The following is a 16622-nucleotide window of genomic DNA, read 5'->3' as shown; positions in this document are numbered from 1 at the left end:
GCAGTGGCCCCCGCTCTCATGGCTTAGGCTAGGAGGGTTGGGCGCTTCTGCCGCCCTGACCGACTTACTACGCCGTAGGTCCCCGCGCCGCACCCGTCCCGCCCCTGTGTGGGGAGAGGGATGGCGCATACAGGAAACCCCGGCGAGAGAGGCCGAAGGCCAATTCATGACCATGACTGATCCGATCGCAGACATGCTTACGCGTCTGCGGAACGCGAACTCGGCGTACCACGACACCGTGGCTATGCCGCACAGCAAGATCAAGTCGCACATCGCCGAGATCCTCCAGCAGGAGGGTTTCATCACCGGCTGGAAGGTCGAGGACGCCGAGGTCGGCAAGAACCTCGTCCTGGAGCTGAAGTTCGGCCCGAACCGTGAGCGTTCGATCGCCGGCATCAAGCGCATCTCCAAGCCGGGTCTGCGCGTTTACGCGAAGTCCACCAACCTGCCGAAGGTCCTCGGTGGCCTGGGCGTGGCGATCATCTCCACGTCGCACGGTCTCCTGACCGGCCAGCAGGCAGGCAAGAAGGGCGTGGGTGGGGAAGTCCTCGCCTACGTCTGGTAGCGGAAGGGAACAGGAGGAAACAGCTATGTCGCGTATTGGCAAGCTCCCCATCACGGTTCCCGCCGGCGTGGACGTCACCATCGACGGCCAGACGGTCACGGTCAAGGGCTCTAAGGGCACCCTGACCCACACCGTCGTGGCGCCGATCGAGATCGCCAAGGGCGAGGACGGCGTCCTGAACGTCACCCGCCCCAACGACGAGCGTCAGAACAAGGCCCTGCACGGCCTGTCCCGCACGCTGGTGGCGAACATGATCACCGGCGTGACCACGGGTTACGTGAAGAAGCTCGAGATCAGCGGTGTCGGTTACCGCGTCCTGGCGAAGGGCTCCAACCTGGAGTTCTCGCTCGGCTACAGCCACTCGATCACGGTCGAGGCGCCCGAGGGCATCTCGTTCAAGGTCGAGTCGCCGACCAAGTTCTCGGTCGAGGGCATCGACAAGCAGAAGGTCGGCGAGGTTGCGGCCAACATCCGCAAGCTGCGCAAGCCCGACCCGTACAAGGCCAAGGGCGTCAAGTACGAAGGCGAAGTCATCCGCCGCAAGGTCGGAAAGGCGGGTAAGTAAGCCATGGCATACGGTCAGAAGATCGCTAAGGGCGACGCTTACAAGCGTGCGGCTATCAAGCGCCGCCACATCCGTATCCGTAAGCACATCTCGGGTACGGCCGAGCGTCCGCGCCTGGTCGTGACGCGCTCGAACCGCAACATCGTGGCCCAGGTCATCGACGACGTTAAGGGTCACACCCTCGCGTCGGCGTCGACCCTGGACACCTCGATCCGCGGTGGCGAGGGCGACAAGTCCGCGCAGGCCAAGTCGGTCGGCGCCCTGGTCGCCGAGCGCGCCAAGGCCGCCGGTGTCGAGGCTGTCGTGTTCGACCGTGGTGGTAACCAGTACGCCGGGCGCATTGCTGCCCTGGCGGACGCCGCCCGCGAAGCCGGCCTGAAGTTCTGAGCCGGTTCCGTAGCTAGCGGAAACAGAGAGAGGTAATTCCAATGGCTGGACCCCAGCGCCGCGGTGGCGGTGCCGGTGGCGGCGAGCGGCGGGACCGGAAGGGTCGCGACGGTGGCGCTGCTGCCGCCGAGAAGACCGCGTACGTTGAGCGCGTTGTCGCGATCAACCGCGTCGCCAAGGTTGTGAAGGGTGGTCGTCGCTTCAGCTTCACCGCGCTGGTCGTGGTGGGCGATGGTGACGGCACCGTCGGTGTCGGTTACGGCAAGGCCAAGGAGGTGCCGGCCGCCATCGCCAAGGGTGTTGAGGAGGCCAAGAAGCACTTCTTCAAGGTCCCCCGTATCCAGGGCACCATCCCGCACCCGATCCAGGGTGAGAAGGCTGCCGGCGTCGTGCTGCTCAAGCCCGCGTCCCCGGGTACCGGCGTTATCGCCGGTGGTCCTGTGCGCGCCGTGCTCGAGTGCGCCGGCGTTCACGACATCCTGTCGAAGTCGCTCGGCTCCGACAACGCGATCAACATCGTGCACGCGACCGTGGAGGCCCTCCGTGGCCTGCAGCGCCCCGAGGAGATCGCGGCTCGCCGTGGTCTGCCCCTCGAGGACGTCGCCCCCGCGGCCCTTCTCCGTGCGCGTGCCGGGGCTGGTGCGTAATGGCGCAGCTCAAGATCACGCAGGTGAAGTCGTACATCGGCAGCAAGCAGAACCACCGTGACACCCTGCGCTCCCTTGGTCTCAAGGGCATCAACACGCAGGTCGTCAAGGAGGACCGCCCCGAGTTCCGCGGCATGGTGCACACCGTCCGCCACCTCGTGACGGTTGAGGAGGTCTGATCATGGCGGAGAACAACCCGCTGAAGATCCACAACCTCCGTCCGGCCCCCGGTGCCAAGACCGCGAAGACCCGTGTCGGTCGTGGTGAGGCGTCGAAGGGTAAGACGGCCGGTCGTGGTACCAAGGGCACGAAGGCCCGTTACCAGGTTCCGGAGCGCTTCGAGGGTGGCCAGATGCCCCTCCACATGCGTCTCCCGAAGCTGAAGGGCTTCAAGAACCCCTTCAAGGTCGAGTTCCAGGTCGTGAACCTGGACAAGCTCGCCTCGCTGTACCCCGAGGGTGGCGAAGTCACCGTCGAGGGTCTGGTGGAGAAGGGTGCTGTCCGCAAGAACAGCCTCGTCAAGGTCCTCGGCCAGGGCGAGATCACCGTGGCGCTGCAGGTGACGGTCGACGCCGTCTCCGGCTCCGCCAAGGAGAAGATCACCGCCGCCGGCGGTACGGTCACCGAGCTCGTCTGAGTCCTTCGGACGACGTCTCGATGACGTGAACGATCCCGACCGGGGATACCCCACAAAAGGGGTATCCCCGGTTGGTCGTTCCTAGGGGGGCAGGTACGCCGGTAAGGTGGCGTCCGCTGTTAATTTCTGGGATCTGTGTGCCCCCGGCACCAATCACGGAGCTTGACCGTTACGTATTCGTCGAATCCTCAAGACCGTCACCTCTGACGCACGCGCGCGGGGGTCGCAGGAGGCACCGTGCTCACCGCGTTCGCCCGGGCGTTCAAGACGCCCGACCTGCGCAAGAAGCTGCTCTTCACGTTGGGCATCATCGTGATCTACCGGCTCGGCGCGCATGTGCCGATCCCCGGAGTGGATTACTCGAGCGTCCAGACGTGCATGGATCAGTCCAGCTCCACGACCGGCCTGTTCGGCCTGGTCAACATGTTCAGTGGTGGCGCGCTGCTCCAGATCACGGTCTTCGCGCTCGGCATCATGCCGTACATCACCGCGAGCATCATTCTTCAGCTGCTCACCGTGGTGATCCCGCGTCTGGAGGCCCTCAAGAAGGAGGGCCAGGCCGGTACGGCGAAGATCACGCAGTACACGCGCTACCTGACCGTGGCTCTCGCCATCCTTCAGGGCACCGGCCTGGTGGCCACCGCCCGGACCGGCGCGCTCTTCCAGGGCTGCTCGGTCGCCAGCCAGATCGTCCCCGACCAGTCGATCTTCATCACCGTCACCATGGTCATCGTCATGACCGCCGGTACCTGCGTGATGATGTGGCTCGGTGAGCTGATCACCGACCGCGGCATCGGCAACGGCATGTCGATCCTGATGTTCATCTCGATCGCGGCCAGCTTCCCGGCCTCGCTGTGGGCCATCAAGCAGCAGGGCTCGCTGGCCGACGGCTGGATCGAGTTCAGCACCGTCATCCTCGTCGGCCTGGTCATGGTCGGCCTGGTGGTCTTCGTCGAGCAGGCCCAGCGCCGTATCCCGGTCCAGTACGCGAAGCGCATGATCGGGCGCCGGTCCTACGGCGGTACGTCTACGTACATCCCGCTCAAGGTGAACCAGGCGGGTGTGATCCCTGTCATCTTCGCCTCGTCGCTCCTCTACATCCCGGCCCTCGTCGCCCAGTTCGCGGGCGGCAACTCCAGCTGGAAGCTGTGGATCGACGACCACCTGACCAAGGGAAATCACCCGATTTACATCGTCACGTACTTCCTCCTGATCGTTTTCTTCGCGTTCTTCTACGTGGCGATCTCGTTCAACCCCGAGGAAGTCGCGGACAACATGAAGAAGTATGGTGGCTTCATCCCGGGCATCCGGGCTGGCCGACCGACCGCTGAGTACCTCTCCTACGTGCTCAACCGGATCACCTGGCCGGGTTCGCTGTACTTGGGTCTGATCGCTCTCGTACCGACGATGGCGTTGGTTGGTTTCGGGGCAAGCCAGAACTTCCCCTTCGGCGGCACCAGCATCCTCATCATCGTGGGTGTCGGTCTTGAGACGGTGAAGCAGATCGAGAGCCAGCTCCAGCAGCGCAATTACGAAGGGTTCCTCCGCTGATGCGAATCGTCCTCGTCGGGCCGCCCGGTGCTGGCAAGGGAACGCAGGCCGCGTTTCTCGCCCAGAACCTGTCGATCCCGCACATCTCCACGGGCGACCTCTTCCGTGCCAACATCAGCAAGGGCACGGATCTCGGCAAGCAGGCGAAGTCCTACATGGACGCGGGCCAGCTGGTACCGGACGAGGTCACCATCGGGATGGCCAAGGACCGCATGGAGCAGCCGGACGCCGTGAACGGCTTCCTGCTCGACGGCTTCCCTCGCAACGTCTCGCAGGCCGAGGCGCTCGACGTCGCCCTCAAGGCCGACGACGTGAAGCTGGACGCGGTCCTGGACCTGGAGGTCCCCGAGGACGAGGTGGTCAAGCGCATCGCCGGCCGCCGCATCTGCCGCAACGACTCTGCGCACGTCTTCCACGTCGTGTACAAGCAGCCCGAGGCCGAGGGCGTCTGTGACGTCTGCGGCGGCGAGCTGTACCAGCGCGACGACGACAAGGAAGAGACCGTGCGCAAGCGGCTCGAGGTCTACCACACGCAGACCGAGCCGATCATCGACTACTACCGGGAGCAGGGGCTCGTCGTGACGATCTCCGCCCTCGGCAAGGTCGAGGAGGTCACGGCGCGGGCCATGGAGGCCCTGGGACGCTAGTCCCGTCGCACGTCTGTACGTGGCTGAGGCCGCGGTTCCCCGTCCGGGGGGCCGCGGCCTTAGTGTTGGTGTACGTACACCTCGTACCGGATGACGGAGAGCGCAGGCCCCCATGGTGCAGATCAAGACCCCCGACCAGATTCGCAAGATGCGGGAGGCGGGGCTTGTCGTCGCGGCGATCCACGCCGCGACCCGTGAGGCGGCCGTGCCCGGCGCCACCACCCGGGACCTGGACGAGGTGGCGCGCAAGGTGCTGGACGAGCACGGCGCGAAGTCGAACTTCCTGGGCTACGGCGGGTTCCCCGCCACCATCTGCACCTCGAAGAACGAGGTCGTGGTCCACGGCATCCCGAGCGAGAAGGTCGTCCTGGAGGACGGCGACATCATCTCCATCGACTGCGGCGCGATCGTGGATGGCTGGCACGGCGACGCCGCGTACACCGCCTTCGTCGGCTCCGGTCACGCACCGGAGCTGATCGAGCTGTCCCGGGTGACCGAGGAGTCGATGTGGGCCGGTATCGCGGCCATGAAGGCCGGTAACCGGCTGGTGGACATCTCCCGCGCGATCGAGACGTACATCCGCCGCCAGCCCAAGCCCGGCGGCGGCAAGTACGGGATCGTCGAGGACTACGGCGGCCACGGCATCGGCACCGAGATGCACATGGACCCGCACCTCCTGAACTACGTCGAGCGCCGCCGCGGCAAGGGCCCCAAGCTGGTCCCCGGCTTCTGCCTCGCCATCGAGCCCATGGTCGCCCTGGGCACCCCCCGCACCGCGGTCCTGGAGGACGACTGGACGGTCGTCTCGACGGACGGCACGTGGTCGTCGCACTGGGAGCACTCGGTGGCGGTGACGGAGGAGGGTCCGCTGGTGCTGACGGCTCCGGACGGCGGCAAGGCGAAGCTGGCGGAGATGGGGATCACGGCGGCGCCGGATCCGCTGGGGTGATCTCGGGCTTGGGCTGCCCGGTCGCCGGTCGGAGGCCGGCGCAGCCGCTCGAAGCTTGTGAGGCGCCCCGGCGCCGATCCCGCGAGAGGGGCGTGGGGGATCGGTCGACTGGACGGTCGTCTCGACGGACGGCACGTGGTCGTCGCACTGGGAGCACTCGGTGGCGGTGACGGAGGAGGGGCCGCTGGTGCTGACGGCTCCGGACGGCGGCAAGGCGAAGCTGGCGGAGATGGGGATCACGGCGGCGCCGGATCCGCTGGGGTGACGGTGGTGCCCGATCTGCCGGGGTGAGCGGAAAGTACGCTCGAGTGGCGGGCTTAGTGATCTCTCTGGTAGGGGAGAATCCCGGAATTCGTCTTTCCGGGGGTACTGACGTAGACTGACGCGTCGGCTCTCGTGTATTGGCATGTCTGCATGCGAAGCGGGAGTCGATCAAGGTAGTCGATTCGAAGGGCGAAGCGTGGCCAAGAAGCAAGGTGCCATCGAGATCGAGGGCACTGTCGTCGAGTCTCTTCCGAACGCCATGTTCAAGGTCGAGCTCCAGAACGGCCACCAGGTCCTGGCACACATCAGCGGCAAGATGCGCATGCACTACATCCGTATCCTCCCTGACGACCGGGTCGTGGTGGAGCTGTCTCCGTACGACCTGACGCGTGGCCGGATCGTCTACCGGTACAAGTAGATCTTGCCCAAGTCCCGCTTCCTGCGGGCCGCCGGCAACTGACCCGGAGAACCTCACCCATGAAGGTCAAGCCGAGCGTCAAGAAGATCTGCGACAAGTGCAGGGTGATCCGCCGTCACGGCCGGGTCATGGTGATCTGCGACAACCCGCGCCACAAGCAGCGCCAGGGCTGACGCACGACTGACTGCAGTTCGTTCGCAGAGATTCGCGCGACGCACGCAACACATTGAGTACATACGCAGAGCCCGCCGACGGTGGATCACTCCACCGTGGCGACACCTTCAGTCGGAGGCTGAGGACCCAGTTCGTACCGACTCTCTGAGAAGAGGGGACGGCGGCTGGGAGTGGTTCTGCTGCAGACCTCCGAATATCAACAGGAGCCATGAATGGCACGCGTTGAAGGCGTTGACCTCCCGCGCGACAAGCGCATCGAGGTCGCCCTCACCTACGTGTTCGGCATCGGGCGTACGCGCGCCCAGCTGACGCTGGACACGGTCGGTATCGACCGCAACATCCGCGTTCGCGACCTGAGCGAGGAAGACCTCGTCAAGATCCGCGAGTACGTGGACCAGAACTTCCAGACCGAGGGTGACCTCCGTCGCGAGATCCAGGCCGACATCCGCCGCAAGGTCGAGATCGGCTGCTACCAGGGTCTGCGCCACCGTCGTGGTCTGCCGGTCCGCGGCCAGCGCACCAGCACGAACGCTCGTACCCGCAAGGGCCCGCGTCGCGCCATCGCCGGCAAGAAGAAGCCGGGCAAGAAGTAGTCCTCAGCGGACGCTTTTCAGCGGTCTTCGCTGTAGGACCGACCACCTCCCGTAGGAGAACGACATGCCCCCCAAGGGACGTCAGGGCGCTGCCAAGAAGGTGCGCCGCAAGGAAAAGAAGAACGTCGCTCACGGCCACGCGCACATCAAGAGCACGTTCAACAACACGATCGTGTCCATCACGGACCCGACCGGCAACGTGATCTCGTGGGCCTCCGCCGGCCACGTCGGCTTCAAGGGTTCGCGCAAGTCGACCCCGTTCGCCGCGCAGATGGCCGCCGAGTCGGCCGCCCGCCGCGCGCAGGAGCACGGCATGCGCAAGGTCGACGTGTTCGTCAAGGGCCCGGGCTCGGGTCGCGAGACCGCCATCCGTTCGCTTCAGGCGACCGGTCTTGAGGTCGGCTCCATCCAGGACGTCACGCCCACCCCGCACAACGGCTGCCGTCCGCCCAAGCGTCGCCGCGTCTGATCTGACGTACGACTGCTTGGTCTGAGGTTTTCGGGCGGTACGGCTCCTTCGGGTCGTGCCGCCCGTACCCTTGAAAGACACCATCGGGCTCTGCCCGGTGGCCTCAGGGCATCAAATAGTGGGTGCCCCTGACTGAAGGATCGCAACATGCTGATTGCTCAGCGTCCCTCGTTGACCGAAGAGGTCGTCGACGAGTTCCGCTCTCGGTTCGTCATCGAGCCGCTGGAGCCGGGCTTCGGCTACACCCTCGGCAACTCCCTCCGCCGCACCCTCCTCTCGTCGATCCCCGGCGCTGCTGTCACCAGCATCCGCATCGACGGTGTCCTGCACGAGTTCACCACCGTGCCGGGCGTCAAGGAGGACGTCACCGACCTGATCCTCAACATCAAGCAGCTGGTCGTCTCCTCGGAGCACGACGAGCCGGTCGTGATGTACCTGCGCAAGCAGGGCCCGGGTCTGGTCACCGCCGCCGACATCGCGCCCCCGGCCGGTGTCGAGGTGCACAACCCCGACCTCGTCCTCGCCACGCTCAACGGCAAGGGCAAGCTGGAGATGGAGCTGACCGTCGAGCGCGGTCGCGGCTACGTCTCCGCCGTGCAGAACAAGCAGGTCGGTCAGGAGATCGGGCGCATCCCGGTCGACTCGATCTACTCGCCGGTTCTCAAGGTCACGTACAAGGTCGAGGCCACGCGTGTCGAGCAGCGCACCGACTTCGACAAGCTGATCGTCGACGTCGAGACCAAGCAGGCCATGCGTCCCCGTGACGCCATGGCGTCCGCCGGTAAGACTCTGGTCGAGCTGTTCGGTCTCGCCCGCGAGCTGAACATCGACGCCGAGGGCATCGACATGGGTCCGTCCCCGACGGACGCCGCCCTGGCCGCCGATCTGGCGCTGCCGATCGAGGAGCTCGAGCTCACCGTTCGGTCGTACAACTGCCTCAAGCGCGAGGGCATCCACTCCGTGGGTGAGCTCGTCGCCCGCTCCGAGGCGGACCTGCTCGACATCCGCAACTTCGGTGCGAAGTCGATCGACGAGGTCAAGGCCAAGCTCGCCGGCATGGGCCTCGCCCTGAAGGACTCGCCTCCCGGGTTCGACCCGACCGCCGCCGCGGACGCCTTCGGCGCCGACGACGACGCCGACGCCGGGTTCGTCGAGACCGAGCAGTACTGAGCCGCTCCGCTCGGAGCCGGTTCTTCGGGTGCGGGAGCGCTGTGGCTGGTCGCGCAGTTCCCCGCGCCCCTTCCGGGGCGCCCCTTCGGGACGCACCCGGATCTCCGACAGACGGCCGTCTGCTCGGACACTGACCCCGGTACCTGATACGGCCGGGGCAGACACCAAGGAGAAACACCATGCCGAAGCCCGCCAAGGGTGCCCGTCTGGGCGGCAGCGCTGCGCACGAGAAGCTGCTTCTCGCGAACCTCGCGAAGTCGCTCTTCGAGCACGGCAAGATCACGACGACCGAGGCCAAGGCCCGTCGTCTGCGTCCGTACGCGGAGCGTCTGGTCACCAAGGCGAAGAAGGGCGACCTTCACAACCGCCGTCAGGTGCTCACGGTCATCACGGACAAGAGCGTCGTCCACACGCTCTTCACCGAGATCGCCCCGCGCTACGAGAACCGTCCGGGTGGTTACACCCGTATCACCAAGATCGGTAACCGTCGTGGCGACAACGCGCCCATGGCTGTCATCGAGCTGGTCGAGGCCCTGACGGTCGCGCAGCAGGCCACCGGTGAGGCCGAGGCCGCCACCAAGCGTGCCGCCAAGGACGCCGAGCCGAAGACCGAGGCTCCGGCCGAGGTCGTCGAGGACGCCAAGCCGGCCGACGAGGCCGCCGCTGAGGAGTCCAAGGACGCCTGAGGCCCCGTGCCTCGAGTGTTGAGCGGGTCCGCCCTCCGGGGCGGGCCCGCTTTTCCTGTCTCTAGCGAGGGATTGTTGTAGTGAGTGATGAAGCAGCGGACGGGTTCGTGCGCGTACGGCTCGATCTGAGTTACGACGGCAGCGACTTCTCCGGATGGGCCAAGCAGGCCGGCGGGCGGCGGACCGTGCAGGGGGAGATCGAGAGCGCGCTGCGGACCGTGACCCGGTCCGAGCAGACGTACGAGCTGACCGTGGCCGGACGCACCGACGCCGGGGTGCACGCGCGCGGGCAGGTGGCGCACGTCGACCTGCCGGAGGACGTGTGGGCCGAGCACCGGGAGAAGCTGCTGAAGCGGCTCGCCGGGCGGCTCCCCAAGGACGTCCGGGTGTGGTCCGTGGCACCCGCGCCGAGCGGGTTCAACGCGCGGTTCTCCGCCGTGTGGCGGCGGTACGCGTACCGGGTCACCGACCACCCGGGCGGCGTCGACCCGCTGCTGCGCGGGCACGTGCTGTGGCACGACTGGCCGCTGGACGTCGACGCCATGAACGCCGCCGCGCGGGACCTGCTCGGGGAGCACGACTTCGCCGCGTACTGCAAGCGGCGTGAGGGCGCCACCACCATCCGGACCCTGCAGCAGCTGAGCCTCGTGCGCGGGGAGGACGGGATCATCACCGCGACCGTGCGCGCCGACGCCTTCTGTCACAACATGGTGCGCTCGCTGATCGGCGCGCTGCTGTTCGTCGGCGACGGACACCGGCCGGCGGAGTGGCCCGGCAAGGTGCTCGCCGCCGGGGTGCGGGACTCTGCGGTGCACGTCGTGCGGCCGCACGGGCTCACGCTGGAGGAGGTCGGCTACCCGGCCGACGAGCTGCTGGCCGCCCGCAATCGCGAGGCGCGCAACAAGCGGACCCTGCCGGGGGCGGGCTGTTGCTGAAGTAACTCGTGTACATCCCAGGCAACTTGGATATGCTTCCGCGATCCGGCCACGGGGAAACGAATGGGGTGGTCGGGTGACAATGCGGTTGTGCGGGACCTGGGGGGTTTCCGTCGATGGCTTCATTCACTTCGGTGCGGCCCAGGGGGCGCCGCGCCGCACCTCGGCATGAAGCCGAGCAGTTCGGGTTGCTGCCGCTGCCGCCGTCGGACAGGGAGAAGTACTCCTACACCCGCCGGCGGCTGTGGATCCTGACGCTCGGCTCGCTCGTCAGCTTCGGCTGCCTGGTGGTCAGTCAGTTCCAACTGGCCCGCTCCGCACCGCTGTTGTGGCTGTACGCGCCGCTGCTGCTCTTCAGCGTCGGCTACTACCTGGTGTCGCTGCGGGTGAACGGCTTCAGCCGGGACTTCGACCTCAGGCGCCACCGCCGGCTGGTGCGGAACTGGCGGCCCGAGGCGTATCCGTCGGTCGACGTCTTCCTGCCGGTGTGCGGGGAGCCGATCGCGGTGCTCCACAACACCTGGCGGCACGTGCGGGCGCTGGCCGACCGCTATCCGGGCGTGTGCGTGCCGTTCGTCCTGGACGACGGCGCCTCTCCTGAACTGGAGGCCATGGCAAGGGACTTCGGGTTCCGGTACGGGGCGCGGGAGAACCGCGGCTGGTTCAAGAAGGCCGGCAATCTGCGCTTCGGGTTCGGCCGGTCCGACGGCACGTACATCCTGATCCTGGACGCCGACTTCACCCCGCGCGCCGATCTGCTCGACGAACTGCTGCCCTACCTGGAGCGTGACGACCGCGTCGGCATCGTGCAGTCGCCGCAGTACTTCCGGGTGCTCGACTCGCAGAACTGGATAGAGCGCGGCGCCGGTGCCGTGCAGGAGCTGTTCTACCGGTCCGTGCAGGTGTCCCGGCAGGGCAGTGACGGCGCCATCTGCGTGGGCAGTTGTGCCGTGTACCGGCGCACCGCCCTGGAGGCCAACGGCGGGAGCACCCTCATCGAGCACTCCGAGGACGTGCACACCGGGTTCGATCTGCGGGGCCTCGGCTGGGACCTGCGGTACGTGCCGGTCGCCCTGTCCACGGGGGTGTGCCCGGACAGCGTGGGCGCCTTCTTCAACCAGCAGTACCGGTGGTGCTCGGGCTCCATGAGCCTGCTCGGCAGCGCCAAGTTCTGGCAGCGCAGGACCAGGCTTTCGACCCGGCTCTGCTACCTGTCCGGGTTCCTCTACTACCTCCACACGGCGCTGTTCACCTTCGCCGCGCCCGTCGTTCCGCTGGTGCTGCTGCTCGCGCTGCCGGGCAAGCTGCTGGCCGAGAACCTGGTCCTGGTGCTGCCCAGCATCGTCTACGCCACGATCGTCTTCCCGATGTGGCACCGGACGCCCTACCGTCTGGAGGCCTGGGCCGCCCGCATGATGTACGGCTGGGCGCACGTCTTCGCCATCTGGGACATCCTGCGCAGGAACAGCGTGGGCTGGCGGCCCACCGGCTCGTCCGGCGCGAAGAAGGACAGGACCCGCAGATTCTGGATCGGCATGTGGGCGTGGAGCGGCGGCACCGCGGTGCTCTGGGTGGGGGCCGCGGTCTGGCGGATGCTCACCATGAACGCCCCCGACTTCGCCCTGATCCTGTCCTCCGGCCTCTTCTACGCGCTGGTCGTGGGCCGGATCCTCGTGCAGCCCCGAGCGGAGAGAACCACGTGATGCCGACGCGTACGACCCACCAGGCCCTGCGCGGCGCGGGCCTGCTCCTGGCCGCGGTCCTCGCCCTCGGCGGCTGTTCGCTCGGTGGCGACCCCGGGACGGGGCCCGGCGGCTCGGGTCCGCACGGGGACGCCGGTCCCCGGGCGGAGGCGTCCGACGGGGCGCCGGCGCCCTACGACGTCACCCCGCTGCTCAAGCCCGCCAGGAAGTACTTCGGCGCGGCCGTCGACGGCGCCCCCGCCTCGATGAAGCCCGTCGAGGCGTACGCGAGGCTGACGGGCAAGCGGCCCAACCTCGTCGAGTACTACGCGGCCTGGGGCGACGGCTTCGACGCCGCCGGGGTGCGCAGGGCCTGGGACGAGGGCGCGCTGACGCTGATGTCCTGGGAGCCCTTCGACATCACGCTCGCGGACATCGCCGCGGGCAAGGGGGACAGGTATCTGACGTCGTACGCGGCCGCCGTGAAGAAGCTGAACCTGCCCGTGGTCATCGACTTCGCCGACGAGATGAACGGCACCTGGGAGAAGTGGGGCACCGAGCACGTCACCCCGCGGGAGTACGTCGCCGCCTGGCGGCACATCCACGACACGTTCGCCGGGGCCGGTGCCTCGAACGTGATCTGGGCCTGGTCGCCGAACGTCGTCGACCCGATGCCCGACGTGCGCCTCGAGCCCTACTACCCGGGGGACGCGTACGTGGACTGGGTGGGCCTGGTCGGCTACTTCTCGGGCGCCCGGGCCACCTCGTTCGACGCCGTCTTCGGCCGGACGGTCAGGGAGGTCCGGGCCTTCACCGGGAAGCCGCTGCTGCTCCTGGAGACGGCCGCGGACCCGGGGGAGCGGCGCCGAGCCGACGTGCGCCACCTGTTCGCGGGGGTCGCGGGCGACGACGACCTCATCGGGTTCGTCTGGTTCAACTTCAAGAAGCGCGCCGACTGGCGGCTGGAGGCGACCCCGTCGGCGCTGGAGGAGTTCAGGAAGCTCGCCGCCGACGACCGCTTCGGCTTCGACGTCCGGGATCCGCGATGAGCGCGGGCGGATCCTTTCTGCCCGAGCCGTACTCGGTGCCGTCGCTGCGCAGACCCGACGACGAGACGTACGCGCTGCGGACCGTGGCGCCGCCGGAGCCCGTCGGCGTCGAGCCGCCCGGCTACGAGATACCCGAGACGCCCGAGGCCGGCTGGGACATGACGGCCAGCGGCCGCCGCGCCTGGGTCAGCAGGGGCGTGCTGCTCTGCATCCTCACGATCCAGGCGGTCCTGTCGCTGCGGCTGTCCAACACCGCGTTCCAGGACGAGGCGCTGTATCTGACCGCCGGGCACGCCGAGCTCGCGCACCTGCTCCACGGCACCCCGCTGCCGAAGGACTACGCGGCCTACTTCTCCGGTTCGCCGCAGCTGTACCCGGTGCTCGCGGCCCTGGTCGACGGGCGGTTCGGGCTGTCCGGGGCGCGCCTGCTGAGCCTCGTCCTGATGCTGGGCACCACCGGTCTGCTGTACACGATCACCCGGCGGCTGTTCAGCGAGCGGGCGGCGCTCGCCGCGGCCGGGATGTTCGCCGTCACCCAGTCGACGATCGTCATGGGGCACTTCGCGACGTACGACGCGATGGCGCTGTTCCTGCTCGCGCTGGCCACCTGGATCGTGGTGCGCACCGACCGGCTGCCCGCTGTCGCGGTGCTGCTCGCCACGCCTGTCGCCGTGCTCGCCGTCGGCGTGAAGTACGCGTCCGCCCTGTATCTGCCGACGATCGCCGGGCTCGCGCTGCTCACGGCGTGGCCGCGGCGGGGCCCCGGGTCCGCGATCCTGCGCGTGGTGCTGCTCGCGCTCAGCACCGGCGCGCTGCTCGCAGCGGGCGCGCACGTCACCGACCTCCTCGCCGGGGTGCGGCAGACCACCACCGACCGCGTGCACGGCAGCGACAGCGGCCCCTACCTGCTGGAACAGTCCGCCAAGTGGGGTGGCCTGATGTTCCTCACCGCGGTCGGCGGCGCGCTCTCGTACGTGTGGCGCAGCCGGCTGAACGAGTCGCCGCTCGCCCGCAGGCTCGGCAACCCGGGCCGGACCCGGCGACTGCTGCTCGGGCTGCTGCTGTGCGGCACCGCGCTGCTCGCGCCCGCCTACCAGATCCATCTGGCCACCGTGGTCTCGCTGTTCAAGCACATCGGTTTCGGCCTGTTCTTCGCGGCGCCGATGGCGGGCGTCGGCGTGACCCGGCTGATCGGCGCGCACTTCCGCCATCCGCAGCTCGGCATCATGCTGTGGACGACCGCGCTCTGTCTGGGCATCCAGCAGGCGGACCTGCGGTTCGGCCTGTGGCCCGACTCCACGCGGATGATCCGGACGATCTCCCCGCGGGTGGACTCCCAGGGGCGCTATCTGAGCTCGACGCCCGAGGTTCCCGCCTACTACCTGCGCGGGAGGACCAGCCACCGGCAGTGGCAGAGCGTCTTCGGCATGGAGTACAAGGACGGCAAGGGCGGGTACCACGCCGGGGACGACGCCTACCGCACGGCGGTGCGCGACGGAGCGTTCGACCTGATCGTCCTCGACGGGCTCACCAATCCCCGGGTCGACGACATCGTCGCGGCCGCGGTCGAGGGCAATGCCCACTACCGGCTCCTTGCCGAGCTGCCGTTCCGCAACTCCGCCGGCACCGGCCGCTACCGGATCTGGGTCAGGGTCCCCGGCTGAGCCCCGGCGCGGCTCAGCGCTGCGCGGCCTCCGAGGCCTGGATCTCGCCGCGCTGCTTGATCTTCTGGAACGTGTACTCCTGGAGGTCGTCGCCGAGCGCGAACAGGACGCTGTCCTTCTTGGTGGCGTCCGTGCCGTTGGTGCGGCCGCCGTTGGTGAAGTACGCGTAGCGGCCCACCGAGTTCGCGGTCTGGCGGCACACCGTCGTGCGGCAGAAGGTGGGGACGCCGGAGCCCGGCAGCGACAGGACGCCGCCGTCGAAGTCGTACTGCTCCTTGGCGCTCGTGGCCTGCTTCTTGCTGTCGAAGACCGCGACGCCGATGGTGACCGCCGATCCGCTCTTGTAGTAGGTCGCCCGGATGACCTGGGTGCAGCCGTTCTTCTTCAGGACGCCGGCCAGGCCCTTCTGCACCGCGGCGGTGCAGTCGGCGATGCGGCTCGTGGCGCCCTTCGTGTACGTGCGGCCACCGAACGTGAGCGTCTTGCCGGGGAAGAGCGTGTCCGCGCTGAGCGGGGCCGTGTCCTTGGCCGCGCTGTCGATGAAGTCGTTGGGGTCCAGCGGCGGCGGCGCGGACGTCGGCGCGAAGGACGGCTGTGCGGACTTCTCCTCGCTCGGGATGTCCGCGGTGCTCGGCAGCTGGTCGGCCGGCTTGTTGCCGGCGTTGCTGCTTCTGTTCGCGGAGACGATCCCCCAGGCCACCGCCGACCCCACGGCGAGCGTGGCCACCACCGCGCCGCCGATCAGCAGCCACCGGCGCTTGCGAGCGCGTGCTTCCGAGGCCTCGGCGAGTGCCGCCCAGTCCGGAGCGTTTCCGTTGTCATTGGCCCCCCATGGGGGTCCCCCCTGCCCGAAGCTCATGGGGCGCATCTTAAACGTGGTGCATGAGCGCCGGGAGGCCGAGAGCGTTTTGACCCGTGCGGGGCCCCGCGGGTAGTCTGCCTAGTTGTTATGTGTAATGGCTTGCTCATTTTCATGTGAGAAGGCCTTGCACGGGTTCCCTGGAGCAGTTACCAGTGGGCGGCATACGGGCGCTGAACCCGGCACTGTCGTCCCCAGCTGCACGATCGCTTCAGTGATGCCATTTTCAGCACCCATCCACTGAAGAAGAAGGCTGCTAAGTGCGTACGTACAGCCCTAAGCCCGGCGATGTGACTCGCCAGTGGCACGTCATCGACGCGCAGGACGTCGTCCTGGGACGTCTGGCCACCACTGCCGCGAACCTCCTCCGCGGCAAGCACAAGCCGACCTATGCTCCGCACATGGACATGGGCGACTTCGTCATCATCATCAACGCCGACAAGGTTCACCTGTCCGGCAACAAGAAGACCCAGAAGCTGGCGTACCGCCACTCCGGCTTCCCGGGTGGTCTGCGCTCCGTCCGTTACGACGAGCTGCTGGCGAAGAACCCCGAGAAGGCCGTCGAGAAGGCCATCAAGGGCATGATCCCCAAGAACACCCTGGGCCGTCAGATGATCTCGAAGCTCAAGGTCTACTCGGGCGACCAGCACCCGCACGCTGCCCAGCAGCCGGTGCCGTTCGAGATCACCCAGGTCGCGCAGTAGTTCCGGC

The 16622-nt window shown here is 67.8% G+C and carries 21 protein-coding genes and 1 pseudogene; 21 read left to right on the top strand and 1 reads right to left on the bottom strand.

Annotated features, from left to right (window positions below; translation table 11 throughout):
- The first annotated feature begins 166 nt into the window (after positions 1-166).
- The 20 genes and pseudogenes from rpsH (at position 167) to ABT127_RS32985 (ending at position 15052) form a co-directional block, all read left to right on the top strand.
- The gene (gene rpsH, locus ABT127_RS33080; protein WP_018528360.1) at positions 167-565 is read left to right on the top strand and encodes a 30S ribosomal protein S8; all 399 of its coding nucleotides are present in this window, start codon (positions 167-169) and stop codon (positions 563-565) included.
- A gap of 25 nt (positions 566-590) precedes the next feature.
- Positions 591-1130, top strand: a complete 540-nt coding sequence (rplF, locus tag ABT127_RS33075; protein ID WP_351458220.1) for a 50S ribosomal protein L6 — start codon at positions 591-593, stop codon at positions 1128-1130.
- Between the two features lie 3 nt (positions 1131-1133).
- On the top strand, positions 1134-1517 hold the full coding sequence (gene rplR / locus ABT127_RS33070; RefSeq protein ID WP_018528362.1) for a 50S ribosomal protein L18: 384 nt from the start codon (positions 1134-1136) through the stop codon (positions 1515-1517).
- Between the two features lie 41 nt (positions 1518-1558).
- Entirely contained in the window at positions 1559-2164 is a 606-nt protein-coding gene (rpsE, locus tag ABT127_RS33065; RefSeq protein ID WP_111663853.1) for a 30S ribosomal protein S5, read from the top strand.
- Entirely contained in the window at positions 2164-2343 is a 180-nt protein-coding gene (rpmD, locus tag ABT127_RS33060; protein ID WP_052580766.1) for a 50S ribosomal protein L30, read from the top strand. Before rpsE ends, rpmD begins: the two co-directional genes overlap by 1 nt.
- Positions 2344-2345: 2 nt before the next feature.
- A complete protein-coding gene (gene rplO, locus ABT127_RS33055; RefSeq protein WP_111663854.1) occupies positions 2346-2801 on the top strand; it encodes a 50S ribosomal protein L15 in 456 nt (151 codons plus the stop codon).
- Positions 2802-3038: 237 nt separating this feature from the next.
- The gene (secY, locus tag ABT127_RS33050) at positions 3039-4352 is read left to right on the top strand and encodes a preprotein translocase subunit SecY (RefSeq protein ID WP_351458214.1); all 1314 of its coding nucleotides are present in this window, start codon (positions 3039-3041) and stop codon (positions 4350-4352) included.
- Positions 4352-4999 carry an adenylate kinase gene (locus ABT127_RS33045; protein ID WP_111663856.1) on the top strand — a complete coding sequence of 216 codons (648 nt, stop codon included), beginning with the start codon at positions 4352-4354 and terminating at the stop codon, positions 4997-4999. Before secY ends, ABT127_RS33045 begins: the two co-directional genes overlap by 1 nt.
- Before the next feature lie 112 nt (positions 5000-5111).
- Positions 5112-5948, top strand: coding sequence for a type I methionyl aminopeptidase (map, locus tag ABT127_RS33040; RefSeq protein ID WP_111663857.1), 837 nt, complete (start codon positions 5112-5114; stop codon positions 5946-5948).
- Between the two features lie 100 nt (positions 5949-6048).
- A pseudogene (locus ABT127_RS33035) lies at positions 6049-6213 on the top strand (type I methionyl aminopeptidase); the annotation flags it as partial.
- 195 nt (positions 6214-6408) lie between these two features.
- Positions 6409-6630, top strand: a complete 222-nt coding sequence (gene infA, locus ABT127_RS33030; RefSeq protein WP_003948620.1) for a translation initiation factor IF-1 — start codon at positions 6409-6411, stop codon at positions 6628-6630.
- Positions 6631-6689: 59 nt separating this feature from the next.
- Entirely contained in the window at positions 6690-6803 is a 114-nt protein-coding gene (rpmJ, locus tag ABT127_RS33025) for a 50S ribosomal protein L36 (protein ID WP_003974245.1), read from the top strand.
- Between the two features lie 213 nt (positions 6804-7016).
- Entirely contained in the window at positions 7017-7397 is a 381-nt protein-coding gene (gene rpsM, locus ABT127_RS33020; RefSeq protein ID WP_111663858.1) for a 30S ribosomal protein S13, read from the top strand.
- A gap of 64 nt (positions 7398-7461) precedes the next feature.
- Positions 7462-7866 (top strand): 30S ribosomal protein S11, encoded by a 405-nt coding sequence (gene rpsK, locus ABT127_RS33015; RefSeq protein WP_003948617.1) that lies wholly within the window; start codon positions 7462-7464, stop codon positions 7864-7866.
- A 147-nt stretch (positions 7867-8013) separates the two neighbouring features.
- Positions 8014-9036, top strand: coding sequence for a DNA-directed RNA polymerase subunit alpha (locus ABT127_RS33010; RefSeq protein ID WP_003966937.1), 1023 nt, complete (start codon positions 8014-8016; stop codon positions 9034-9036).
- Between the two features lie 179 nt (positions 9037-9215).
- Positions 9216-9722, top strand: a complete 507-nt coding sequence (gene rplQ, locus ABT127_RS33005) for a 50S ribosomal protein L17 (RefSeq protein ID WP_111663859.1) — start codon at positions 9216-9218, stop codon at positions 9720-9722.
- Between the two features lie 80 nt (positions 9723-9802).
- Positions 9803-10657: a tRNA pseudouridine(38-40) synthase TruA gene (truA, locus tag ABT127_RS33000; RefSeq protein ID WP_351458208.1), complete on the top strand. Its 855-nt coding sequence runs from the start codon at positions 9803-9805 to the stop codon at positions 10655-10657.
- 116 nt (positions 10658-10773) lie between these two features.
- Positions 10774-12360 carry a glycosyltransferase family 2 protein gene (locus ABT127_RS32995; RefSeq protein WP_502971821.1) on the top strand — a complete coding sequence of 529 codons (1587 nt, stop codon included), beginning with the start codon at positions 10774-10776 and terminating at the stop codon, positions 12358-12360.
- The gene (locus tag ABT127_RS32990; RefSeq protein WP_351458205.1) at positions 12360-13388 is read left to right on the top strand and encodes a glycoside hydrolase family 26 protein; all 1029 of its coding nucleotides are present in this window, start codon (positions 12360-12362) and stop codon (positions 13386-13388) included. Before ABT127_RS32995 ends, ABT127_RS32990 begins: the two co-directional genes overlap by 1 nt.
- Entirely contained in the window at positions 13385-15052 is a 1668-nt protein-coding gene (locus ABT127_RS32985) for a glycosyltransferase family 39 protein (protein ID WP_351458202.1), read from the top strand. The genes ABT127_RS32990 and ABT127_RS32985 overlap by 4 nt, the downstream gene beginning before the upstream one ends.
- 13 nt (positions 15053-15065) lie before the next feature.
- Here the strand turns inward: ABT127_RS32985 and ABT127_RS32980 are convergent, their stop codons facing one another.
- A complete protein-coding gene (locus ABT127_RS32980; protein ID WP_351458199.1) occupies positions 15066-15911 on the bottom strand; it encodes a hypothetical protein in 846 nt (281 codons plus the stop codon).
- Between the two features lie 260 nt (positions 15912-16171).
- Between ABT127_RS32980 and rplM the strand changes: the two genes are divergently transcribed.
- Positions 16172-16615: a 50S ribosomal protein L13 gene (rplM, locus tag ABT127_RS32975; RefSeq protein ID WP_351458196.1), complete on the top strand. Its 444-nt coding sequence runs from the start codon at positions 16172-16174 to the stop codon at positions 16613-16615.
- The last annotated feature ends 7 nt before the right edge of the window (positions 16616-16622 follow it).

The sequence above is a fragment of the Streptomyces sp. NPDC001904 genome (genome assembly GCF_040297005.1).
Taxonomy (GTDB): domain Bacteria; phylum Actinomycetota; class Actinomycetes; order Streptomycetales; family Streptomycetaceae; genus Streptomyces.
The sequence above is the reverse complement of the archived record's forward strand: the minus strand, read 5'-3'. Positions and strand labels throughout refer to the sequence as shown.